Annotated in this window: 21 protein-coding genes; 13 read left to right on the top strand and 8 right to left on the bottom strand. The window is 68.9% G+C overall.

Features of this window, described 5'->3' with window-relative positions; genetic code table 11:
- Positions 1-18 precede the first annotated feature (18 nt).
- Positions 19-1,812: a peptide ABC transporter substrate-binding protein gene (locus tag ACTWQR_RS37975; protein ID WP_443231800.1), complete on the bottom strand. Its 1,794-nt coding sequence runs from the start codon at positions 1,810-1,812 to the stop codon at positions 19-21.
- Between the two features lie 234 nt (positions 1,813-2,046).
- On the opposite strand from ACTWQR_RS37975, the gene ACTWQR_RS37970 reads away from it, so the two are divergent.
- Both ACTWQR_RS37970 and ACTWQR_RS37965 read left to right on the top strand, forming a co-directional pair.
- Entirely contained in the window at positions 2,047-3,243 is a 1,197-nt protein-coding gene (locus ACTWQR_RS37970) for an ROK family protein (RefSeq protein ID WP_443231799.1), read from the top strand.
- A 31-nt stretch (positions 3,244-3,274) separates the two neighbouring features.
- A complete protein-coding gene (locus ACTWQR_RS37965) occupies positions 3,275-4,816 on the top strand; it encodes a M81 family metallopeptidase (protein ID WP_443231798.1) in 1,542 nt (513 codons plus the stop codon).
- A gap of 83 nt (positions 4,817-4,899) precedes the next feature.
- On the opposite strand, the gene ACTWQR_RS37960 is transcribed toward ACTWQR_RS37965, so the two are convergent.
- The 3 genes from ACTWQR_RS37960 to ACTWQR_RS37950 all read right to left on the bottom strand — a co-directional run bounded on the left by ACTWQR_RS37960 (position 4,900) and on the right by ACTWQR_RS37950 (position 7,056).
- Positions 4,900-5,715, bottom strand: a complete 816-nt coding sequence (locus ACTWQR_RS37960; protein WP_443231797.1) for an SAM-dependent methyltransferase — start codon at positions 5,713-5,715, stop codon at positions 4,900-4,902.
- Between the two features lie 227 nt (positions 5,716-5,942).
- The gene (locus ACTWQR_RS37955; RefSeq protein WP_443231796.1) at positions 5,943-6,179 is read right to left on the bottom strand and encodes a DUF397 domain-containing protein; all 237 of its coding nucleotides are present in this window, start codon (positions 6,177-6,179) and stop codon (positions 5,943-5,945) included.
- Between the two features lies 1 nt (position 6,180).
- Positions 6,181-7,056: a helix-turn-helix domain-containing protein gene (locus tag ACTWQR_RS37950; protein ID WP_443231795.1), complete on the bottom strand. Its 876-nt coding sequence runs from the start codon at positions 7,054-7,056 to the stop codon at positions 6,181-6,183.
- Between the two features lie 306 nt (positions 7,057-7,362).
- Between ACTWQR_RS37950 and ACTWQR_RS37945 the strand changes: the two genes are divergently transcribed.
- Positions 7,363-7,947 (top strand): ATP-binding protein, encoded by a 585-nt coding sequence (locus ACTWQR_RS37945; protein WP_443231794.1) that lies wholly within the window; start codon positions 7,363-7,365, stop codon positions 7,945-7,947.
- Positions 7,925-8,380 carry a hypothetical protein gene (locus ACTWQR_RS37940; protein WP_443231793.1) on the top strand — a complete coding sequence of 152 codons (456 nt, stop codon included), beginning with the start codon at positions 7,925-7,927 and terminating at the stop codon, positions 8,378-8,380. The genes ACTWQR_RS37945 and ACTWQR_RS37940 overlap by 23 nt, the downstream gene beginning before the upstream one ends.
- Before the next feature lie 225 nt (positions 8,381-8,605).
- On the opposite strand, the gene ACTWQR_RS37935 is transcribed toward ACTWQR_RS37940, so the two are convergent.
- A complete protein-coding gene (locus ACTWQR_RS37935; protein WP_443231792.1) occupies positions 8,606-9,097 on the bottom strand; it encodes a TetR family transcriptional regulator in 492 nt (163 codons plus the stop codon).
- A gap of 67 nt (positions 9,098-9,164) precedes the next feature.
- Positions 9,165-9,617 carry a MarR family winged helix-turn-helix transcriptional regulator gene (locus tag ACTWQR_RS37930; protein ID WP_443231791.1) on the bottom strand — a complete coding sequence of 151 codons (453 nt, stop codon included), beginning with the start codon at positions 9,615-9,617 and terminating at the stop codon, positions 9,165-9,167.
- 534 nt (positions 9,618-10,151) lie between these two features.
- On the opposite strand from ACTWQR_RS37930, the gene ACTWQR_RS37925 reads away from it, so the two are divergent.
- The 8 genes from ACTWQR_RS37925 (at position 10,152) to ACTWQR_RS37890 (ending at position 19,407) form a co-directional block, all read left to right on the top strand.
- A complete protein-coding gene (locus tag ACTWQR_RS37925) occupies positions 10,152-10,691 on the top strand; it encodes a MarR family winged helix-turn-helix transcriptional regulator (RefSeq protein ID WP_443231790.1) in 540 nt (179 codons plus the stop codon).
- A gap of 254 nt (positions 10,692-10,945) precedes the next feature.
- A complete protein-coding gene (locus tag ACTWQR_RS37920) occupies positions 10,946-11,647 on the top strand; it encodes a response regulator transcription factor (RefSeq protein ID WP_443231824.1) in 702 nt (233 codons plus the stop codon).
- 464 nt (positions 11,648-12,111) lie between these two features.
- Positions 12,112-13,353 carry a cytochrome P450 gene (locus ACTWQR_RS37915; protein ID WP_443231789.1) on the top strand — a complete coding sequence of 414 codons (1,242 nt, stop codon included), beginning with the start codon at positions 12,112-12,114 and terminating at the stop codon, positions 13,351-13,353.
- Positions 13,354-13,436: 83 nt separating this feature from the next.
- Positions 13,437-13,634: a ferredoxin gene (locus ACTWQR_RS37910; protein ID WP_443231788.1), complete on the top strand. Its 198-nt coding sequence runs from the start codon at positions 13,437-13,439 to the stop codon at positions 13,632-13,634.
- Entirely contained in the window at positions 13,631-14,821 is a 1,191-nt protein-coding gene (locus tag ACTWQR_RS37905; RefSeq protein ID WP_443231787.1) for an NAD(P)/FAD-dependent oxidoreductase, read from the top strand. Before ACTWQR_RS37910 ends, ACTWQR_RS37905 begins: the two co-directional genes overlap by 4 nt.
- Positions 14,822-14,880: 59 nt before the next feature.
- Positions 14,881-15,720, top strand: a complete 840-nt coding sequence (locus ACTWQR_RS37900; RefSeq protein WP_443231786.1) for an SDR family oxidoreductase — start codon at positions 14,881-14,883, stop codon at positions 15,718-15,720.
- 89 nt (positions 15,721-15,809) lie between these two features.
- Positions 15,810-17,636 (top strand): flavin-containing monooxygenase, encoded by a 1,827-nt coding sequence (locus tag ACTWQR_RS37895; protein WP_443231785.1) that lies wholly within the window; start codon positions 15,810-15,812, stop codon positions 17,634-17,636.
- Positions 17,637-17,739: 103 nt separating this feature from the next.
- A complete protein-coding gene (locus ACTWQR_RS37890) occupies positions 17,740-19,407 on the top strand; it encodes a hypothetical protein (protein WP_443231784.1) in 1,668 nt (555 codons plus the stop codon).
- Between the two features lie 46 nt (positions 19,408-19,453).
- Here ACTWQR_RS37890 and ACTWQR_RS37885 read toward each other — a convergent pair whose 3' ends face one another.
- Entirely contained in the window at positions 19,454-19,948 is a 495-nt protein-coding gene (locus tag ACTWQR_RS37885) for a MarR family winged helix-turn-helix transcriptional regulator (protein WP_443231783.1), read from the bottom strand.
- A gap of 379 nt (positions 19,949-20,327) precedes the next feature.
- The gene (locus ACTWQR_RS37880) at positions 20,328-21,008 is read right to left on the bottom strand and encodes a TetR/AcrR family transcriptional regulator (protein ID WP_443231782.1); all 681 of its coding nucleotides are present in this window, start codon (positions 21,006-21,008) and stop codon (positions 20,328-20,330) included.
- Positions 21,009-21,317: 309 nt separating this feature from the next.
- On the opposite strand from ACTWQR_RS37880, the gene ACTWQR_RS37875 reads away from it, so the two are divergent.
- Positions 21,318-22,313 (top strand): branched-chain amino acid ABC transporter permease, encoded by a 996-nt coding sequence (locus ACTWQR_RS37875; protein ID WP_443231781.1) that lies wholly within the window; start codon positions 21,318-21,320, stop codon positions 22,311-22,313.

Here is a 22,313-nt window from a genome sequence, read left to right as displayed (position 1 = left end):
TTGGGTCTCAGCCGGTCCTCACTTGGTCCACTTCCACTGCGCCGGGTGGAAGTTGGCGAGCGAGTCCTGCGGGAAGCCGCCGAGGCCGTTCTTGACGACCGAGATCTGGTAGTCGGGTGCCGGGAGCCAGATGACCGGCAGGTCCTTCGCCACGGCCGCGCTGTAGTCCTGGACGGCCTGCGAGGAGGTCGATGTCGTGGACGCCGTGATCAGCTTGTCGACCTCGGGGTTGGAGTAGTTGCCGAAGTTCGAGCCGCCCTTGGTCTGGAAGAGCGAGTCGCCGGTCGGGAAGGCGTTGAAGTACCAGCTGCCCGCGGTTCCGAAGAACGAGAGCTGCCACTTGCAGATCGACTGTCCCGACGTGCACTGCGGGGTCTGCGACAGGACCGAGTTGACGGGTGCGGTCTTGATCGAGAACTTGATGCCGGTCTTCTCGAGCGAGGACTGGATCGCGCTCATCATGTTGTCGGTCACGGTCGAGCCGGACTGCGACAGCACCTGCATCTGGAACTTCGTTCCCTTGGCGACGCCTTCACCGCACTGCGATTCGCCGCTGCCCGGCTCGGTGCAGACCATGACACCGCCCTGCTCGGTCCAGCCGTGGCCGGTCAGCAACTCTCGTGCGGCGGTGGTCGAGAACGGATACGGGTTGTCCTTCTGCGTCGGCGAGACGAAGTCCGAGACCTGCGCCTGCGGGACGGGACCGTAGCCGGGCACGGCCGTGCCGTTGAAGATGACCTTCGCCAGGCTCGTCTGGTCGATCGACCGCTGGACCGCCTGACGCGCGTACAGCTGCTTGAACACAGCACCCATGGCGGGGTTGTTGAAGTTGTACGGCATGTACGTGATCGCCCAGCCGGACCACGGCTTCACCGTGTAGCCCTGGGCGGTGAAGCTGTCCTTCTGGTCGAGGTCGGTCGCCTCGATGTAGCCGTAGTCGACGCTCCCGGAGCGCAGGGCGTTCTTCTGGGCGTCCGCCGTCGTGAAGGGGAGGAGGTTCACGGTCGCGATGTCCGGCTTCTCACCGCCGTCGTACTTCTTGTTGGCGGCGAGCACGACCTTGCCGGACGTCGAGAACGACGTGACCGAGTACGGGCCGTTGATGGTCTTCCACAGCTCGTCCTTGTCGTAGCCGGAGATGTTCTTCGCGGCGGTGTTGAGGTAGGTCCACACCTGCTTGGCGCCGGCGGCGGTCCGGTCGGCGTCGGACACCTTCGCGGACGCGCCGGTCTTGTCCCACACGTGCTGCGGCAGTGGGGTGATCTCGCTCAGCTGGTTGGCCAGCATCCACTCGGAGTTGTAGGCCTGGTCGAAGGTGATCGTGAAGTGGCGCTCGTCGACGGTCTTGAACGAGGTCCAGTTGTCCGGCGCCTTGCCGGGGTTGTAGCCCGCCCACTCCGCCTTGTTCCCCTTGATGAGGTTGAACCAGAACTCGACGTCCCGTGAGGTGACCGGCTTGCCGTCGCTCCAAGTCCGGTCGCCGAGCGTGATGTTGACGCTCTTGCTGTCGGACGCGAAGTCGGCGGCGGTGGCGAGAGACGCCTGCTTGTTCCAGGCGATCTTGCCGGTCGAGCCGTCGTACGCGACGAGCCGTTCCCAAAGGCTGTCGGCGATGGACCTGTTGTTGGTGTTGAGGTGCGCCGCGGTGCCGATCGGCAGGATCCAGTTCGGGGTGAAGTTCGCGGGCAGTGCGTAGTTGATGGAGTCGGGGGACGCGGACGACGAGTCGCTCGTCCCGGAGCAGCCCGCGAGCAGCAGTGTGCCCACCGAGACGACGGCACCGGCGACGAGCGTCGTACGAGCAGGGGACATGGCTCTCCTCAAGGGTGAACAAGGGCCACGGGGCTTCTGATGGACAACGGCGCGTGGCGGAGCCAGTCAACGACCCGACTGTTCGAAGAAACAGTCGGGTCGCTGTAAAAAGTCTGTTTCTGCTGTTCTGGAAAAAGTACAGAGAGGCGTCCACGGACGTACGCTCGTCGCCTCGACCCTTTCGACCTGCCTCAAGTCCCCGGTCTTTCCTCGATCTTGGAAGTTACTTCGTCCATGTCTGAAAAAAGTGCGGCGCACCGGAGGGGTGCCACCGGCGTCTCCGCGCTGGCCGAGCGTGTCCTCGAACTCCTCGCCTCCGGGCAGGCGACCACGCGTACCGAACTCGCCGGCCTGCTCGGTGCCGCCCCCTCGACGATCTCGCTCACGGTCAGCCAGCTCGTGGCGCACGGGCTGGTCGCCGAGCAGGGCACCCGGTCCTCCACCGGCGGGCGCCCGCGCAAGGTTCTTCGGCTCGGCGGGAGCGACGGGTTCGCCGTCGCGGCCGACCTCGGCGGACGGCACGCGCGCGTGGGTGTCGTGCTGCCCGGGGGAGGGTTCACCGAGGTCTCGACGGTGCCGTTCGCGACGGCGGAGGGACCCGAGGCGGCGCTGCCCTCGCTCGCCGAGACCCTGGAGGCCCTTGCCGAGCGACGCGGCCGGGAGTTGCTGCGCGGCGTCGGCCTCTGCCTCCCCGGCCCGGTGGACGTCGGACCCGGCGTCGTGACGCTCCCCTCCCGTATGCCCGGCTGGAACAGGTTCCCCGTCAGGGACTGGCTGGAGGAGCGGTTCGGTGTGCCGGCCGCGATCGAGAACGACGCCAACTGCATGGCCGTGGGCGAGCACAGCGTCCAGTCCGCCGAGCGCCGCCAGTCGATCATGGTGAAGATGGGCTCCGCGATCGGCGCCGGGGTCATCGCCGACGGGAGGCTCTACCGGGGCGCGACCGGCGCCGCGGGCGAGATCACCCACGCACGCGTCGAGGCCGGCCACGACATCCCGTGCTCCTGCGGCAACACCGGCTGCCTGGAGACGGTCGCCTCGGGCGCCGCGCTGGTACGGATCCTGCGCGAGCGCGGCCTCGACGTCGCGTCCATCGAGGACGTCGTACGCCTCGCCTCCGACGCCGACCCGGAGGCCACGCGCGCCGTGCGCCAGGCCGGCCGGTACCTCGGCATGGTCCTCTCCGCGAACGTCAACTTCTTCAACCCCGACGCCGTCTACCTCGGCGGCCTCCTGTCCACGCTCGAACCGTTCGTCGCCGCCGTCCGCAGCCAGCTGTACGAGGGCTGCCATCCGCTGGTCACCGAGCATCTCGTGATCGAGCGGGCGAGCCTCGGCGCCGACGCGGGGCTCGTCGGCGCGGGGCAGTTCGCGCTGCAGCGGGCTCTGGCACACGCCCTTCAGTCGGTTCAGTCGGTCACGCCCCAATAGTTCTCGAGCTCTCAGGAGGAGGCGAGGAGTCATGGCCCAACGACATCCACAACCCCGTACCCCCGTAGCGCACCCCGTCATCGCCATCGCCGGGCTCGGCATCGAGTCGTCGACATTCTCGCCGGCCCGGACCGAGGCCGCCGCCTTCCATCCGCAGCGCGGAGCGGACGTACTGACCCGCTATCCCTTCCTCGCGCCCGGGGCGCCGCTGAGAGCCGCCGCGGATTGGCACGGCGCACTGGTCGGCAAGGCGCTGCCCGGCGGCACGGTGACGGCAGCCGCGTACGCGGAACTCTCCGATGAACTCATCGCGCGTCTCGCGGAGTTGGGGCCCCTTGACGGCCTCTGGTTCGACATCCACGGCGCCATGACGGTGGAGGGCGTCGACGACGCGGAGGCTGTCCTGCTGGCCCGTGTCCGCGAGACGGTCGGCCCGGACGTGATCGTGTCCACCTCCATGGACCTGCACGGCAACGTCTCGCGCGAACTGGCTCACCTGAGCGACCTGATCACGTGTTACCGCATGGCCCCGCACGAGGACGCCATGGAGACGAAGGAGCGGGCGGCCCGCAACCTCGTGGACCTCCTGACGACCGGCGCACCGCGCCCGGCCAAGGCCTGGATCCCCGTGCCCGTACTCCTGGCCGGCGAGCAGACCTCGACCCGCATCGAACCCGCGAAGAGCGTCTACGCGGCGGTCGAGGAGGTGGAGGCGACGGAGGGCGTCACGGACGCGGCGATCTGGGTCGGGTACGCGTGGGCGGACGAGCCGCGCAACCGGGCCGCGGTCGTGGTCACGGGCCCCGAGCGGGAGGCGGTGGTGGCCGGCGCCGAACGTCTGGCGCGGGGCTTCTGGGAGGCGCGGCACGCCTTCGAGTTCGTCGCACCGACGGACACGCTGGACGGCTGCCTGGACGAGGCGCTGGCCTCCGCCTCGGAGAGGCGCCCGTACTTCATCAGCGACACCGGGGACAACCCGACGGCGGGCGGCGCGGGCGACGTCACCTGGGGACTCGAACGGGTGCTGTCCCAGCCGGAGTTCAAGGACCCGGCCGGCCCGACCGTCATCTACGCCTCACTCCCGGGCCCGGCCGCGGTGGTGGATGCGGTGCGCGCGGGCGTGGGAGCGACCGTCACCGTCACGGCGGGGGCGGAGGTCGACGACCGGCATGCCGGCCCTCTCACCATGACCGGCGTGGTCCACGCGATCCGCCACGGAGACCCGCACGCGGAGGCGGAGGCGGTGCTGCGGGTCGGCAGCGTGTACGTGATCCTCACCGCCCTGCGCAAGCCGTACCACTACGAACACGACTTCACCGACCTGGAGTTGTCGCCCCGCACGGCCGACGTCGTCATCGTCAAGATCGGCTACCTGGAGCCCGAACTCTTCACCATGGCGGCCGACTGGAAGATGGCGCTCACTCCGGGCGGCGTGGACCAGGACCTCGCCAGACTCGGCCACCATCGCATCCGCCGCCCCATGTTCCCGTTCGACCCGAAGATGGCCGACCCGGACCTCACGGCCCGGCTCGTCGCGCCGTCGAACGAACCACTAGCCGCAGACGACGAGTAACCCGCGCCCCCACGAGGGGCGCGGGGAACTGCGCGACCAGCCCCCACCGGGCCGCAGACAATCACCTGGCCCCCAGCGAAGCGCTACGGCTTACGGGCCACCGCCCCGTACATAGCAATGTCCTCGTCCCGGATCGGCTCGGTCTCCGAGCCGTCCGGGTGCCATTTGTGCACCTGGACGATGCCGGGCTCGACCAGTTCGAGGCCCTCGAAGAACTCCTCGGCCTCCGGGAACGTACGCAGCCGCATGGGCATGTTGCGAGCCGCGTACTCGCGGGCGACCCTGCCCACCTCCTCCGGCGCGAACTCGGCGGTGCCGATGGACATCGCCAGGTAGCTGCCCGAGGGGAGGGGCTCAAGGAGGCGGCGGACGATGCCGACCGCGTCGTCCTCGTCCAGGACGAAGTGGACGATCGCGATCACCGTGAGGGCGACCGGCTTGCTGAGGTCGAGGGTCTCGCGGATCTCCGGCGCGTCCAGGATGGTCGCCGGGTCGGTCATGTCCGCCTCGACGTACGAGGTCCTGCCCTCGGGCGTGCTGGACAGGAGGCCCTGGGAGAGTGTGAGGACGATCGGGTCGTTGTCGACGTAGACGACCCGGGACTCGGGGGCCACCGACTGGGCGATCTCGTGGAGGTTCGGGGAGGTGGGGATGCCCGTGCCGATGTCCAGGAACTGGCGCATCCCCGCTTCCTTCGCCAGGTAGGCCACCGCGCGGTTCATCCAGTCACGGTTGGCCTTCATGTGGATCGGCATGGCGGGCCACTCCCGCGACATGGCGTCGCCCGCTTCTTTGTCGGCGGGGTAGTAGTCCTTTCCGCCGAGGATGTAGTCGTAGATGCGCGCCGAGTGCGCGTTCTCGGTGTCGATTCGGTCGGCCGGCCATCCGTTGTCGGGCAAAGCCGCCCCTCCCATCAAGTCGTCGGTTCAGAGCGAACGCTCAGGAAAAACAGGGGTGTTGAGAGCAACAGAGGTGTTGAGAACTGCGGGGCTGTGTGGAGAGCGGCAGATGGTCTCGGTAGCAGCAGAGGTGTTGAGAGCAACAGGGGTGTTGAGAGCAACAGGCGTTTTCAGGAAAGCAGACGGTGATCAGAGAAGCAGCGGTGTTCGGAGAAGCAGGGACCGGCTCAGAGCAAGAAGTCCGCATCACCCGCTTTCACGCCCGCCAGGAAGCTCGTCATCTCGTGAGGGGTGAAAACCAGGGCCGGGCCGTCGGGATCGGTGGACTGGCGCAGCGCGACCCGGCCGTCGCCGAGTTTCTTCGCCTCGACGCAGGCGCCGCCCGCGTCGTCGCTCCACGGCTTGTACCAGCCCTGCCCGCCGAGTTCGCGGGACGGTATGCCGTTGCGGATGTGGTGGTGCATGTCAGAGCTCCTTGCGAATCGCACCGAGGAGAGCCTCGGTCTTTCTGGCGGGCGCGGACTGCGCGCCCAGCCGGTCCAGAGCCTCGCGATAGACGACGACGTCGTCGTCCTTGTCGAGATACACGGCGCCCACCAGACCGCTGAGGTAGACGATGTCCGGCAGCTCGGGGGCCCTGAACCGGAAGAGATGGAACGCACCGGCCCGCATGGCCGGATGCGGACCGTTACGGAACGGCATGATCTGCAGGGTCACCTGGGGGAGTTCGTTGACCGCGATCAGGTGGTCGATCTGGGCCCGCATCACCTCGGGGCCGCCGACCGGCCACCGCAGGACCGTCTCGTCCATCACGATCCACACGCGCGGCGGCGAGGGCCGGGACAGCAGTTCCTGGCGCCGCATCCGCAGCGCGACCCTGCGGTCCGTCGCCTCGGCCGACGCGTGCGGATTGCCGGCGCTCAACAGGGCACGCGCGTACTCCTCGGTCTGCAGCAGCCCGTGCACGAACTCCGCCTCGTACGCACGGATCTGGAGCGCAGCCTGCTCCAGGCTCAGATACGCGGCGAACCAGTCCGGCAGTACGTCACGGTACGTGTGCCACCAGCCGCGCTTGTTGGCCTCGCGGACCGACCTCAGGAAGGCGTCGATCTCCTGATGATCCGTCACGCCGTAGACCTGGAGCAGCTTCTCGGCGTCCGCGAGCCTGAGGCGGGCCACCTTGGCGGCTTCCATCCGGCGGATCGTGGAGTGGCTGACCCCGATCGCGGCGCCCGCCTGCTCGTACGACAGACCGGCCCGGATCCGCAGTTCCTCCAGCTGTCTGCCGAGGATCATGCGCAGAACGGAGGGCGCGCCGCCCCAGTCGGTTTCCGCGGTCACGCCTTACCCCCCTCACAGCGGGTGTTCGAGGTCGCAGTCTGTCACGATCATCGTCGACGAGGGCAGCATGCACCTCGCACTCTGCAATTTTCAACTTGTTGCTTGCGAGGTGTTGTTGGCAGGTGTCACAGTGGTCGTATCGTCCCGGTCCGTTGAATGAAGGGGCGATGCGGCCCAGTTGGGGGAGACCAGGCCGCAACCCCGCGCTGCGCGCGGCGAGATGCGTATGTCTCGCGGCGGAGGCGTCCGAGCGGTACCGGCACCGGAATGACTCCCGGTGCGAAGGCAGACGAAAGGCGAACGGCGATGGCTCCGCCCTCCCTCCCCCAGCCATTGGGCCGACTGCCCGCAGACGAACACCTCCGCAGGGCGGACGAACACCTCCACAAGGCATGCGTGTTCGGCCTGCCCCCGACCCCCGCGTCGGTGGGTGTGGCCCGCCGGAACGTGCGCGAGCTGCTCAGCGAGTGGGGCACGAGCCGCGAGACATGTGACAGCGCTGTCCTGGTGACCTCCGAACTCGTCACCAACGCCCTCACGCACACACAGAGTGAGTGGATCGTGTGCAGACTTCGCACCGCCGGAGAGCGGCTCCACATCGAGGTCGAGGACCAGAACCGCGGACTGACGCTCCCCGCCCCTCGCCGGCCGACCCCCGACGACCAGGGAGGCCGCGGTCTCCTGCTGGTCGGCGTGCTCAGCAGCGACTGGGGGACAAGAGACACCGCGCACAGACCCGGGCGCATCGTCTGGGCCGTACTGCCGTCGGAGCCGGCGTCGGAACCACAAGAACCCGCCGCGAACGGGCTCACGGCCACCCCGCACCTCTCCCGGCCCATCCCCCACTCGGCCGAAGGGTCCCTGCCTCATGGAACGACAGCACGCCCTTGACCTGCGGTCGCGTACGTCCGTAACGCTCCCGCACGAGCACCCGGTTCGCCTGGTCGTCCCCGCGCAGCTGCGCACCGGCCTGGGCGGCCCGGGATACGACGCCGTGGGCACGTCCCGGGAACACGGCGAACGGATCATGAACTGTCTGCCCCGCGTGGGGTGTGTCTTCGCCGACGACGAGCGCTGGTGGTGGATCGTCCCCTCCGGATCCGACATAGGCGTCGCCTGGCCGTCCTCGACCAGCTACGCCGTCGCCGCCCATCTGGCCGACCCGTCCTGGACGCGCGTGCTTCGTGGTCCCCGCTCCGACCGCCCCCGCCTGATCCACAGCCCCGAGGGCGACTCGCCGTACACCCCGCCGATTCCCTTGTACTTCCTCACGTGCCGCCTTTCCGGCAGCGTCCCGCGGTGGTCGCTGGGCGCAGAGGGCTGAGTGGAGAGGGCTGAGCGGCTTCCTCCCTTCCGCCCTCCTGCCCTTCCGCGCTGCTGCGCAGGCGCGTTTCCGCCGGCCGTGCACGGCCCCACCACCTCGGACATGGACGTATACCCATGCGGCTACGACAGGGCGCGGCGGCTACGACAGGGCGTGCAGGATGACGAGCGACCGTGCAGGTCGTACGAACTCAGGGGCCGTAGCGATCTCATGAGTCGGACGAGTTCAGGACTGCGGCGGCGTGGCCTGTACGAGCCCGGACTGGTAGGCGATGACCACGAGTTGGGCTCGGTCGCGGGCGTTGAGCTTCGTCATGGCGCGGTGGACGTGGGTGCGTACGGTCAGCGGGCTGACGAAGAGGTCCACGGTGATCTCGTCGTTGGACTTGCCCTCGGCGGCCATGGCCACGCCCTGCTCCCACTCCTCGGCTTCGCGCTGCGCCAGCACGGCGCAGAGCAGGTCGTCCTTGCTGCGGAAGTGGTGCAGAAGCCCGGCTTGCGTGATCCCTGTCCGCTCCGCGATGTCACGTAACGAAGCTCCGGCGTAACCGCGCTCGGTGAAGCTGTCGCGCGCCGCCCGCACGATCTGCGCCCGCCGGGCCGCTGTCTTCGCACACGGCCCGCGTGCCTTCGCCGGCTCAACGGCGCGCCCACCCTCCACGACAGCCACTCCGCCACTCCGCCAACGACTGAGGCCGCCATTCTCCCGGAGGATCATCCTCCAGGAGGGCAGCCCAGGGCACATGCCTGTCACTTGTTCACGGCCGGGGCCACGGATCCGTCCGTCAGGGACGAGGCCATGGACGCTCGTCGAGCTTCTCGATGTCGGTGTTGAAACGCTGGAGGTACTCGGCGAAGGCGGCGACGTCCTCGGGATTCCAGTCGGCCATCACATTCTCCAGGGCCTGGACGCTCTCCGTACGATGTGCGTCGAGACGCCGCTCGCCCTCGGTGGTGATGCGGAACTTACGGGCCATGCCGCCGTCGGGATCCGGAATGCGCTCGACCAGCCCACCGCGCAGCATGGCGGCGGTCTGCCGGTTGAGGGTGGAGGCGTCCAGGCCGAAGGCGTCGCTGAGCTGCCCGATGGACATCGGGCCTTCCATGCGGATGCGGCTGAGCAGGATGTAGGCACTGCGCTCGAGGCGGCCGCCTGCCCGGGCCCGGGGTGAGTTCAGGTAGAGGTGCCGCCCGAGCAGCATCGCCTCGAACTCGATCAAGTGCGTGGGCTTGTCCATGCCGCCGATCCTTCCCCAAATCCTGTCTCCTGCCCTGGCCTGGGCCTGAGGTCGGGGCAGGAGACAGGACACCAAATGTGCGCCACGCATGTATTGTGCATGATACACAGTCTGTGTAAAGTACACAAGATTTGCCACCCGCTTGGCTACCCGGCCTTGGCCGACTCCGGTGCGGTACCGCGCCCCGTGAGGGGCGGGGAACTCGTAACCAGCCCTCACCGGCCCGCAGGCCAGTCACCATTCCTCCGGCGGCCTGTTCCTCGTCGGCGGCCACCTTGCCGGACAGGCTGATGTAGGGGTCGAGGGGGCTGGGGATCAGGCCCGGACACCATCCTTGGCGGCGGTGTGGGCGGCCCGGCCGCGCTGCCGCGCAGGCTCGCCTCGGACGCTGTGAAGTCGTCTCTCGGCGCCTTGGTGGTTCAGATCGGCGACCAGGACCCGCGCGCCTCTCAGTGAAACCCGCACGCTTTACTTAAGTCAAGCAATCTAATTGAATTTACTTGAGTTAGGCAAGCAGATGGTAAACTGGCCCACATGTCCACATCACCCGCGCGCAACCCCGTTCCCGGTTCTCCGCTCGACTCCGCCCCGGTCTCGGGGGACGTGATCGAGATCGAGCGCGCCCTCAACCGCATCGTCTATCTGACCGGCCGAGTGCGGCAGCACGAGCGCCTCATGGCCCTGGCGGGCGTGTCGCTGGACCGCGCCGCCGTGGCCCTGCTGCGGCAGATCACCGACTCCGAGCCCCTGCGCCCCGGCGAGTTGGCGGTCCGGCTGGGCGTGGAGGCCTCTCATGTCACCCGGCAGGTGCAGCAGTTGGAGAAGGGCGGTTACGTGACCCGCGTGCCGGACCCGGACGACCGTCGTGCCCAGCGCATCCAGCTCACCCCGGCCGGCCAGGAGGCGGTCGACCGCGTCCGTATCGCGAGCTGCCAGGGCATGGAGTTCGCTCTGGCGGACTGGTCGCCGGAGGAACTGCGGCAACTCGCCACGCTGTTCCATCGCATGGTCGACGACTTCCTCGACCGCGCCGAAGCCGACATCGAGAGCACGGATGCCTCTCGTCCTGCCTGACGGCACGCGAGCGTCGCCGCCCGCGGGCGTCCCCTCCCGGCTTACTGCTTGAGCGGAGAGGGGCTCCGGAACCCCAGGGGCCCCACCGGCGCCGTCCGCACGTGGCACGTGACTGCATGACACGTGACTGCATGACGCATGGCCGCATGACGTGTGACCGCATGACACGAAGAGGCCTATTCATGAACGAGGTGCATGCGATGCACGGGATGGACAAGGTGGACGGTGTGCATGGAATGGAGGGGGTCGGCGGGGTGTCCGGGAGCAGCGCCGCGGCGTCCGTGCCCGCCCGCGGCAACGGTCAGTACGTCCTGGTCGTCGTCGAAGACCCGGCCATCCTCGAACTGCTCTCGACAACACTGGACTTGGCGGGCTATCGAGTGGCCACCGCCCGCACCGGCATCCAGGGGATGACACGGCTCGCCGAGCACCGTTTCGACCTGGTCATCCTCGACATCGCGTTGCCGGACATCGACGACCTGGGCAAAGGCCGCCGCTTCCGCCCGGCCGACCGCCCTCCGGTGCTCTTCCTGACCGCATACGAGAGGCTCGGCCTGCTCGTCCCCGAACTCGGACTGGGGGAGGCGGACTACGTCACCATGCCGTTCCGGATCTCCGAAGTCCTCGCCAGGGCCCACGTGTTACTTCGCGGCCGCGGCTCGGTGGGTCAAGGACCTTGCTACGGCGATCTCGTACTCGACGACGCCACCTGTCAGGCCTGGCGCGGCCGACGGGCACTCGACCTCACCCCCGCGGAGTACCGGCTGCTGCGTCACCTGCTGGTCAACGCGGAACGAGTGCTGTCGAAGGAACAGATCTGCCGACACGTCTGGGGCGACGCCCGGGCCGGCAACGCGATCGAGAAACTCGTCTCCCGCCTCCGCCACAAGGTGGACCAGGAACAACCCCCACTGATTCACACGCGCCGGGGCTTCGGCTACCGGCTCGGCCGTTGACCTCTCCCAATCTCCACGTTCACGTTCATCCCGCACCCCTGCATCCCGCACCCCTGCATCCCGCACCCGTGCGCCCCGCACCTTCCACGCCCCCACACTTCCACCTCCCAAGGCGCCGCAGCCTGGCGCCCCATGGCGGCCGTACGCCTCTTGCGTCGGCCGCCTCATCGACGCCTCCTCCCTCGCCTCCCCTGTCACCACGGCACCGCGCTCATCAACGCCCCCGGCGCCAAACCCCTTCGCCACATCCGGACATCCAGCGAGGCCGAGGCCGGCTCGAACGCGTGCCGATTGGCCAGCCACATGCGTGGCCCAAGAGTGTGATCCCAATCACGTCAGCTTCGCGTCAGGTAACTGACCGGAAGGTGTCAGTCCGTTCCGCTTGCATGTGATCGCAGAGGCCTCCAACCTTTCCCGTCCTTCCCTGTTCTCCGTTTCGGCGGAGCCCCCCACCGAGGAGTGACATGGCCGAGACACTGGCCGCCGCGTCCGAAGCGGCCGAGAAGATGCCCGAGTTCCCGATGCCGAGGGCGGCGGGCTGCCCGTTCGCCCCGCCGCCGGACGTGGAGAAGCTGCGTGCGGAGAATCCGCTCCGCAAGGTCCGTATCTGGGACGGCAGCATGCCGTGGCTCGTCACCGGTCATGCCCTGCAGAGGGCTCTTCTCGCCGATCCCCGTGTCAGCGCCAACGACAAGAGCCCCGGCAACTTCCCGTTCGTGACCGAGTACCGGCGGCAGATCGCCGAGTTCACCCCTGAACTCATCGTCAACACGGACGCCCCCGTGCACACGCGGCTGCGCCGGACGGTCAACGGGCCGTTCGTCATCAAGCGGATCGAGGCCATGCGGGCCCCGATCCAGAAGATCGTCGACGGTCTGATCGACGACATGCTGGCCGGACCGAACCCGGCCGACCTGCTGACGGCGCTGGCGCTGCCCGTGCCCTCGCTGGTGATCAGTGAGCTGCTGGGAGTGCCGTACGAGGACCACGAGTTCTTCCAGAAGAACAGCAGCCTCGCGCTCGACCGTTCCGCGGCGCCGGAGGAGTCACGCGCGGCGAGCACCGCGCTCCACGACTATCTGGACAGGCTGATCGGTGAGAAGCTCGTCAACCCCGGCGAGGGTGTGCTGTCCGAGCTGGCGGGGCGGGTCACGGCCGGGGACATGACCCGGACGGAGGCCGTCCACATGGGCGTCGCGATGCTCATCGCCGGGCACGAGACCACCGCCACGATGATCAGCCTCGGCACCCTGGTCCTGCTGGAGAACCCCGAACAGCTCGCCCTCGTACGCGACTCCGAGGACCCGAAGGCCGTCGCGGGCGCGGTGGAGGAACTGCTCCGCTACCTGAGCATCGTCCAGGTCGGCCTGCGCCGGGTCGCCACCGAGGACATCGAGATCGGTGGCCAGGTCATCCGCGCCGGCGACGGCCTCGTCATCGATCTGCATGCCGGCAACTGGGACCCGGAGGCATTCCCCGGCGCCGAGCAGGTGGACGTCACCCGTCCGGCACGCCAGCACAACGCGTTCGGCTACGGACCCCACCAGTGCCTGGGCCAGTCCCTGGCCCGCCTGGAGCTCCAGATCGTCTACAGCACCCTCTACCGGCGCGTGCCGACCCTGCGCCTGGCGACCACGGTCGACCAGCTCGAGTTCGACCACAGCGGCACGACGTACGGCGTCGCCTCGCTGCCCGTCGCCTGGTAACCGGCCCCCACCTGCGAACGTACCGAGCCAACGTACATAGCGAACGTACCGGGCGAACGTACTGAAAGAACAAGGAAAAGATCATGCGTGTAGAACTGGACGAGCCGAAATGCGTGGCGTCGGGGCAGTGCGTCATGGCCTCTCCCGAGGTGTTCGACCAGCGGGACGACGACGGGGTGGCGATCCTGCTGGAGGAGCAGCCCGGGGATGAACTCCTCGATGGGGTGCGCGAGGCCGTGGCCATCTGCCCGGCCATGGCGATCCGGCTGGTCGAGCAGTGAGGCGAATTCTCGTCGTGGGTGCCTCGGCGGCCGGGCTCGCGGCCGTCGAGACGCTGCGCCGGGAGGGGTACGAGGGCACGCTGACCCTGGTGGGTGAGGAGTCGCATGCTCCGTACGACCGGCCGCCGTTGTCCAAGCAGGTCCTGTCCTCCGAGTGGGAGCCGGACCGGCTGGCCCTGCGCTCGTCGGGCGACCTGGCAGGGCTCGGCCTGGACCTGCGGCTGGGCGCCGCCGCGACCGGCCTCGATCTCGCCGAGCGTGCGGTGTCGCTGGCCGACGGCACGCGGGTGGGCTACGACGGTCTGATCGTGGCGACCGGGGTGCGGCCGCGCCGGCTGCCCGGCGAGGGCGGTGCGCATGTGCTGCGCACCCTGGACGACGCGCTCGCGCTGCGGGACCGGCTGGCGGAGGGGCGACGGCTGGTGGTGGTCGGTGCCGGGTTCCTCGGTGCCGAGGCCGCCGTGGTGGCCCGGGGCCTGGGCGCCGAGGTCACTCTCCTCGAACCGGCGCCGGTCCCGCTCGGCCACGCGGTCGGCGAGGAGGTCGGACGCGTGCTGTCGGCGGCCCACCGGGAGCACGGTGTCGATCTGCGCACGGGCGTCAGCGTGGCCGAGGTGACCGAGGGCGGCGTGCGACTCGCGGACGGTGAACTGGTCGAGGCCGACGACGTGTTGGTCGCCATCGGTTCGCTGCCGAACACCGAGTGGCTGGAGGGCAGCGGCCTGAAGGTGAGCGACGGGCTGGTGTGCGACGAGTACAGCGCGGCCGCGCCTGGTGTGTACGGCGCGGGGGACGTGGCCCGCTGGCACAACCCGCTGTTCGGTACGTCGATGCGCATCGAGCACCGTACGAACGCCGCCGAGCAGGGCATGGCCGCCGCCCGCAACCTCCTCGCCCCGGACGGGCGCAAGCCGTTCGCGCCGGTGCCGTACTTCTGGTCCGACCAGTACGGCATGAGGGTCCAGGCGTTCGGCTATCTGCGCGGGCACGACGAGGCCGCCGTCGTGGACGGGGATCTCGGGGAGCGCCGGTTCGTCGTCGCGTACCGCACCGGTGACCGGCTGACCGGAGTGCTCGCCGTCGGCATGCCGCCGAAGACGATCCGCGGCTGGCGGCAGGCCATCGCGGTGCGTTCCACGTGGCGCGATGCCGTCGGGGCTACTGGGCAAGCCACCGGAGTGTCGTAGATCCTTCAAGTCAACTGCGCTCATGGCGCCGGGAGTTCAGCCGATCAGGGAGGTTGTTCATGGTGGACCGTCCGGACGAGGAGCCTCGGGACGTGGTCGTCGTCACGGGGGCGGGTGGGATGGGCCAGGCGATCGCGCGCCGACTGGGCAGCGGGCGGACCCTGTTCCTGGCCGACGCGTCGAGTCAGGCGCTGGACAAGGCCGTCGACGCACTGAGCGACGAGGGCTACGCCGTGCGGGCCATGGTGACGGACGTGTCCGACCGCGCGGCGGTGGAGAAGCTCGCGAAGGCGGCGTCCGGGGAGGGCCGGGTGACCGCCGTCGTGCACACCGCGGGAGTCTCGCCCGCGACCGGAACGGCGAAGGCGATCATCGACGTCAACCTGCTCGGCACGGCCCATGTGATCGACGTGTTCGAGACGGTGGCCACCCGCGGCACCTCCCTGGTGGTCATCTCCAGCATGGCCGGTCATGTCGCGTCCCTGAGCAGGGAACAGGAGGCCGCCCTCGCGACGACCCCCACCCCGGACCTCCTCGGCCTCGATGTCGTCACCGCGATCGGCGACGACGCGCCGACCGCGTACCTCGTGACCAAGCGGGCCAACCATCTGCGGGTCCAGGCCGCCGCGCCGGCCTGGAACCTGCGGGGCGCCCGGGTGAACAGCATCAGCCCGGGCGTCATCTCCACCGCGATGGCCAAGGCGGAGGAGGCGTCGCCGACCGGCGAGCACATGATGGCCATGCTCGACGCGAGCGGCACGGGCCGCGCCGGGACGCCCGGGGAGATCGCCAGTGCCGTGGCGTTCCTGACCGGCCCGGAGTCGTCGTACATAACCGGCACCGACCTTCTGGTCGACGGCGGCCAGGCCGCCTGGCTCCGCTCCCGTCTGACGGCATAGCGGGATTTCCCCCTTCGAAGCCACATATCCCCAACAGCAGGAAGCAACAGCAGGAAGCAACATCAACGGCAACAGCAAAGGGAACAGGCATGTCGAGCCCCCACGCGTCGTCCAACGCCCCCCAACTCGATTCGGAAGAGCTCGGATTCGACCCGGACGCCCTGCGCGCCAAATACCGTGCCGAGCGCGACCGCCGTATCCGTCCCGACGGCGGCGCGCAGTACCAGCGCATCGCGGGCGAGTTCGGCTACTACGCCGACGACCCGTACGTGGAAGACCCGGGGGCCACCCGGGAACCGCTGCACGACCGCGTCGACGTGGTGGTCGTCGGCGGTGGCTTCGGCGGTCTGCTCGCCGGCGCGCGCCTGCGCCAGGCGGGTGTGCGGACGATCCGGATCATCGACAAGGCCGGTGATTTCGGCGGGACTTGGTACTGGAACCGTTACCCCGGGATCCACTGCGACATCGAGTCGTACATCTACATGCCGCTGCTCGAAGAGGTCGGCTACGTCCCGAAGTGGAAGTACGCGCCGGGCGAGGAGATCTGGGAGCACGCACGGGCGATCGGGCGGCACTTCGACCTGTACCGCGACGCCTGCTTCCAGACCCGGGCGACCGAACTCCGCTGGGACGAAACCGACTTGGAGTGGGTGATCAGCACCGACCGCGGCGACCGGATGCGGGCCCGCTACGTGGTGGTCTCCAGCGGAACGCTCAGCCAGGCGAAACTCCCCGGCATCCCCGGCATCGAGAACTTCAACGGCCACACCTTCCACACGAGCCGCTGGGACTACGACTACACCGGCGGCGACGCGAACGGGAACCTGGACAAACTCACGGACAAGCACGTCGCCGTCATCGGCACGGGCGCGACCGCCATCCAGGTGGTGCCGCACCTGGGACGCGACGCCCAGCACCTGTACGTGTTCCAGCGCACGCCCTCCTCGGTCGACGTACGCGCCAACCGCCCTACGGACCCGCAGTGGGCCGAGTCGCTGGAACCGGGCTGGCAGCGGCGCCGCAGGGACAACTTCCTCGATGTCGTCACGGGCGTCCGCGCGGACGAGGATCTGGTGAACGACGGCTGGACCACCAGCGCCCGGCTGCAGCAGAAGCTCATCCCGACCAACAGTTACGCGGACCTCCCGCCCGATGAGCAGGAACGCCTGTACGAGATCGCCGACTTCCAGAAGATGAACGAGATCCGCGCCCGGGTGGAGACCGTCGTCGAGGACCCGGCGACGGCCGAGGCCCTCAAGCCCTGGTACCGCTACATGTGCAAGCGGCCCACGTTCAGTGACCACTATCTGGACACCTTCAACAGGCCCAACGTCACGCTGGTCGACACGGCCGACCAGGGCGGGGTCGAGCGCATCACCGAGGATTCCGTCGTGGTCGGCGGGGCCGAGTACGAGGTCGACTGCATCATCTTCGCGACCGGCTTCGAGGTCGGTGTCTCGGGGATCCTGTCCGGAAAGCTCCCGGTGTACGGCCGGGAAGGCGCGACCCTGCCGCAGGACTGGAGGGGTGGCCCGAAGACCCTTCACGGCTTCTACAGCCACGGCTTCCCCAACCTCTTCCAGCTCGGCCCGCTGCAGAACGCCAGCTCCGTCAACTACGTTCACATCCTCGACGAGCAGGCCACTCACGTCGCCGAAGTGGTCGCTGAGGCCGGCAAGCGCCAGGCCCGGTGTGTGGAGCCGAGCGCCGAGGCCGAGGCCGCCTGGATCGCCACGATCCGGGAGAAGGCCGCGGACCTGCACAAGTTCCAGGCCGAGTGCACCCCCGGCTACTACAACAACGAGGGCATGCCCAGGAAGCGCAGCGAGTCGTACGGCGACGGGCCGGTCGCGTTCCACGAGCTGCTCAGGCGCTGGCGCACGGACGGCGGCATGGACGACGTCATCGTCGAGTGACCCCGCCAAGCCGACTGAGCCCACTGAGCCCACGACCCGACCGAGCCCACCGAGAACCGTCGGCAGTGCGAAGCAGTGCGAATCAGTGCGAAAGGGAGCGAGGATGCACCCCAGTCGATTCGACGACACCGGCAATTGGCAGGCCACGAGCAGTCGTTGGGATGCGAGGAGACTGAACCCCCCGAGCCGTCTGTGGGGTTCGAACGGCGTCACCTTCGGCCCCGACGGGCGGCTGTACGTGGCGCAGTTCCTCGCCGGACAGATCAGCGCCGTGGACCCCGCCTCCGGAGACGTTGAGGTGGTGGTAGGGATGGACGGTCCGGTCCAGGCACCGGACGACCTCGCCTTCGGGGCGGACGGTTCGATGTACGTCGCCGACCTGACTCCGGGCCGGGTGTGGCGCCGGAGCCCCTCGGGCGCGTACACGCTGGTCTCCGACGAGGTGAAGGTGCCCAACGGGATCACCTGCGTCGGGGACCGGCTCTTCGTCAACGAGATGAAGATGAACGGCCGCCTGCTTGAGCTGTTCCCGGGCGGCGGCGACCCGGTCGTGCTGACCGACGGGCTGGCCCTGGGCAACGCGATGCAGCTCGGCCCGGACGGCTACCTGTACTACCCGCACATGATCGGCAACCAGGTCTGGCGGATACCGCCCGACGGAGGTGTGCCCGAGCTGTTCGCCGAGGAGGTGGACGACCCGGTCGCGGTCCGGTTCGACAAGGGCGGCGTCCTCGTGGTCCTCTCCCGGGGTCCGGCCGGCATCGTGACCCGCATCGACCTGGCCACCGGAGCGCGGTCGGTCGTCGTCAGCGGCGTCCCGGGTCTGGACAACGCGGCGTTCGACCAGGAGAACCGGATGTATGTCTCCAGCTTCGGCAGCGGCGGGGTCACGGAGATGCACGAGGACGGCCGGACCAGGGAGATCGTTCCCCGGGGATTCAGCGGCCCCTTCGGGGTGACCGTCGACTTCCGGGGCACGGTGTACGCGGCGGACCACTACCGTCTGGCGGGCCCGGGCGACTCCGGCGAGAACGACTCCAGCGGCGTTGTCACCCACGAGCTGCAGCCGTTCATCCACGGCATCACCGCGGACGGCACCGCGGACGACGGGCTCCTGCATTTCGCCTCGGAGTACGGCGACGTCCGTACGTTCGATCCCGTCGGGAAGACCACGCGGGTACGGGCCAAGGGGCTGAAGGAGCCCACCGGAATCGCGGTGGCGCCCGACGGGTCGCTGGTGGTCGCCGAGACGGGTGCCGGCCGCGTCGTACGGATCGGCGGCGGCGACGGCGACCACAGCGACGCCGCCGCCGTCGCCGAGGGGACGGACACCGTCATCGTGCTCGCCGAAGGGCTCCCACATCCCGTCGACGTGGCCTTCGACGCCGAAGGGCGCTGCTACGTCAGCGACGACCGGCTCGGGGCGGTGCTGCGGATCGAGGGCGGCAAGGCGGAGCCGGTCGCGGACGGCCTCGGTGCGCCGCAGGGGCTGGCCGTTCGCGGGGACGAGCTGTTCACCGTTGACACCGAGCAGCGGTGCCTGCGCGCCGTCTCCCTCATCACGGGGGAGAGCCGGATCGACGCCGAGGACCTCCCGGTCGGCCTGCCCCCGGGGATCACCCGCACCGAACCCGAGCTGTTCGCCCAGGGCATGCCCTGCTCGCCACGCCCGTTCGCCGGTCTCGCCGTGAGCCCGGACGGCTCGCTCGTCGTCTCGGCGAACGGTGAGGGGAGTGTGTTGCGGTTGTCCGAGCCTTCGCCGGTTCGCTGACCTGGGGCGGGGTGGGCTGGACTGGGTGACTTTGGCGCGGTGGAGGTTAGCGCAGGCGCGGCAGCGCGTCCCTGGCCGCGTGGCTGAGCAGTCGCAGGTCTTCCGCGAAGCGGTCCCGGTGGGAGGCGGGCAAGGGGGCGAGGAAGTAGCGGCGGATGTTCTCCAGGTGCACCTGGGACGCGCGGATCGCTGTTTCCTCGCCCAAAGGTGTGAGCAGGACCAGCCGTCCGCGTCGGTCTGTGGGGTCGTCGGCGCGCTCCACCAGTCCGGCCGCCTCCATACGGTCGATCAGCCGTGTCACCCCGCCCGTGGTGAGTACCTGTTCCTGTCCGATGGCCTTCATCGACAGTCCGGAGCCATCTGTCCGGCCCAGGATCAGCAGCACCTCGAACATCAGGTGGCTGATTCCGCACTCCTCCTCGATCGCCCGCCCCAGGATGTACTCCAGGCGGTTTGCCGCCCCCAGGAGGCGCCCGAAAGCCACGATCTGGGCGTGGTCCGCCGCGTCCTTCGCTGTCGCTATCCCCGCTTGCTCAGCCATGGCTGTGCCGCCTCTCTGTCGTTCCGGACCTGCTCGTTCACGTGGTTGTTTGTCTGCGGGGTGCCTCTGGCGGTTGGGCGGTTGGGTTTGTTTTTTGGGTGCGGGGCGGTGGGGGCTGGGCGCGCAGTTCCCCGCGCCCCTGGGTTGGTTGTGGGGCGGGGCCGTACCGGGACATCCGAGCGCCACTCTGAGGTAGTCGGGTCGGCCGGGAAGCGTGGCGTTCGGACATCCCGGCACGTCCCCTCACGCCGGAGGCCGGGTGCGGACGAGTGGGGGCTGGAGCTACGGCCCCTCCCCGTCAGGGGCGCGGGGAACTGCGCGACCAGCCCCCACAGGCCCGCAGTGAACGCACCTCCCAAGGCACCCCTTCGCCGTCCAGCTAAACCGTGGCGGACCTGCCCGCCGCAGCCGGCACCCCGGAGATACCGCCGAGGCAGAACTCCCAGATCTCCTCGGAGGTGACCGGGTGGGCGTGACTGTCGGCGGGGACGCCGTGGGCCTGCGCGGCGAACATCACGGTCTGCATGACGAGCGCGGCCTGGCGACGCGGCTTCCCGGCAGGGATGACGCCGGCGTCGGAGGCCTGCTCGATGAGCTCCGTGAAGACCATGAGCAGCGGATGATGCGCGGTCGCCACCTGGGAGGGGTGTTTCACCAGCAGTTGCAGCGCGAAGTCGCTGAACAGCGGGCGCTGTACGCCGGGATTGGGGTGCGACTGCTGGTAGAGCATCTCGACGGCTCGCCGAAGGGCCGTCAGCGGATCGCTCATGGGGGAGGCGGCCTCCCGGATCTCGACCGCCGACTTGGAGAGCGCGTCCTCGAACAGGGCCAGCATCAGCTCGTGTTTGCCGTCGAAGTGCTGGTAGAAGCTGCGCAGCGACTGTTTGGAGCGGTCGACGACCTCCTGGACGGTGAAGTCCGTCGTGCCCTTTTCGGCGATGAGCTCTTGCGCCGAGTCCAGGAACCGCTGCACGCGTTGCTCCGCGCGGAGCTTGGCGGCACGGGTGGATCGCTCGACGGCGCGCTGGCGCCACGCTGGTTCTTCGGGGACGGCTGTCACCCGTAGAACGATACTCCACTTCAGCGGTAACGAGGCGGATCTCCCTACAGAACCCCGCACAGCAACTTTCGGACTCTTACTTGCTTCGAATGAGAATGTTATTCTCGCGCTGTGACCGGGCGCGGGAACGCGCTCGGCGTGAGCGGTTATCCGAGCCTCACGCGGCCGGAGGAGATGAAGGACCACATCAAGGCGTGGTGAAAGCGGGGGCTGCGCGTCGGCGCTTCTCGCCCTCCGGGGCGGCAGAGTGCTCGATGAGTTGCGCTTACACTGAGTAACACTGGACGTTCGGGACATACCGGGTACATCATGCGCGGTCTGCGGATTCTGCTTCCGGCACTCGCCCTGGCACTGGTGATGCTGTCCGCATCCTCCGCCCGGGGACAGGGCGAGGAGGTCCCGGCTGGCCGGGGGTTCGGCACGCGGCTGCTTCAGGCGCTGCTCGACGGCGTCCAGTTCGGCGTGATCATCGCCATCACCGCGGTCGGGCTGTCGCTCGTCTTCGGCACCGTCCACTTGATCAACTTCGCACACGGCGAGTTCGTCACCATCGGCGCGACGTTCGCGTTCTTCCTCAATGTCTCCCCGGCGGGTCCGGGATGGCATCTGATCCCGGCCGCGATCATCGCGGTCCTCTTCGGGGCGCTGCTGGGCGGGGCCGTGGAGCGCGGAATGTGGCGCCCCTTGCGGGCGCGGGGCACCGGGCTGATCAATTTGTTCATCGTCTCGATCGGGCTGTCCCTGCTGCTGCGGCACATCATTCTCGTGTTGTACGGGACCCGGCCGGCCTCCTTCGCGCAGTACGACATCCAGGACACGTTCGATCTCGGGCCGGTCGGCTTCACCCCGCGGGATCTCACGGTCACCCTGCTCTCGGTACTCGTGCTGCTCGGCGTCGCCGCTCTGCTGCAGAGGACCCGGATCGGTACGGCCGTCCGGGCCGTCTCCGTCAACCGCGACCTCGCGGAGGCCTCGGGCATCGATGTGCAACGGGTGGTGCTCTTCGTGTGGATGCTCGGCGGCGCCCTGGCCGCCCTCGGCGGGATCTTCTTCGGCCTGGTGGAGATCATCACCTGGGACATGGGCTTCAAGCTACTGCTGCTCATGTTCGCCGGGATCATCCTGGGCGGACTGGGCTCCGCCTATGGCGCGATGGTGGGCAGCCTGGTCATCGGCATCGTCGCGCAGGTGTCCACCCTGTGGTTCCCGGTCGACCTGCAGTACGCCTGGGCGCTGCTGGTCCTCATCGGCGTCCTGCTCGTGAGGCCGCAGGGCATCCTCGGCCGCCGGGAACGCGTGGGATGA

Origin of the sequence: Streptomyces sp. 2A115 (assembly GCF_052245575.1) — a bacterium.
Taxonomy (GTDB): Bacteria; Actinomycetota; Actinomycetes; order Streptomycetales; family Streptomycetaceae; genus Streptomyces.
Note: the sequence above shows the minus strand (reverse complement) of the source record. Positions and strands in the feature narration are given on the sequence as shown.

Coding starts and splice junctions, on each gene's coding strand:
- ACTWQR_RS37875 (WP_443231781.1), top strand. CDS start 21,318: ATGCGCGGTCTGCGGATTCTGCTTCCGGCACTCGCCCTGGCACTGGTG.
- ACTWQR_RS37935 (WP_443231792.1), bottom strand. CDS start 9,097: ATGATCCTCCGGGAGAATGGCGGCCTCAGTCGTTGGCGGAGTGGCGGA.
- ACTWQR_RS37925 (WP_443231790.1), top strand. CDS start 10,152: ATGTCCACATCACCCGCGCGCAACCCCGTTCCCGGTTCTCCGCTCGAC.
- ACTWQR_RS37930 (WP_443231791.1), bottom strand. CDS start 9,617: ATGGACAAGCCCACGCACTTGATCGAGTTCGAGGCGATGCTGCTCGGG.
- ACTWQR_RS37970 (WP_443231799.1), top strand. CDS start 2,047: ATGTCTGAAAAAAGTGCGGCGCACCGGAGGGGTGCCACCGGCGTCTCC.
- ACTWQR_RS37975 (WP_443231800.1), bottom strand. CDS start 1,812: ATGTCCCCTGCTCGTACGACGCTCGTCGCCGGTGCCGTCGTCTCGGTG.
- ACTWQR_RS37955 (WP_443231796.1), bottom strand. CDS start 6,179: ATGCACCACCACATCCGCAACGGCATACCGTCCCGCGAACTCGGCGGG.
- ACTWQR_RS37965 (WP_443231798.1), top strand. CDS start 3,275: ATGGCCCAACGACATCCACAACCCCGTACCCCCGTAGCGCACCCCGTC.
- ACTWQR_RS37915 (WP_443231789.1), top strand. CDS start 12,112: ATGGCCGAGACACTGGCCGCCGCGTCCGAAGCGGCCGAGAAGATGCCC.
- ACTWQR_RS37900 (WP_443231786.1), top strand. CDS start 14,881: ATGGTGGACCGTCCGGACGAGGAGCCTCGGGACGTGGTCGTCGTCACG.
- ACTWQR_RS37895 (WP_443231785.1), top strand. CDS start 15,810: ATGTCGAGCCCCCACGCGTCGTCCAACGCCCCCCAACTCGATTCGGAA.
- ACTWQR_RS37885 (WP_443231783.1), bottom strand. CDS start 19,948: ATGGCTGAGCAAGCGGGGATAGCGACAGCGAAGGACGCGGCGGACCAC.
- ACTWQR_RS37940 (WP_443231793.1), top strand. CDS start 7,925: ATGGAACGACAGCACGCCCTTGACCTGCGGTCGCGTACGTCCGTAACG.
- ACTWQR_RS37945 (WP_443231794.1), top strand. CDS start 7,363: ATGGCTCCGCCCTCCCTCCCCCAGCCATTGGGCCGACTGCCCGCAGAC.
- ACTWQR_RS37890 (WP_443231784.1), top strand. CDS start 17,740: ATGCACCCCAGTCGATTCGACGACACCGGCAATTGGCAGGCCACGAGC.
- ACTWQR_RS37910 (WP_443231788.1), top strand. CDS start 13,437: ATGCGTGTAGAACTGGACGAGCCGAAATGCGTGGCGTCGGGGCAGTGC.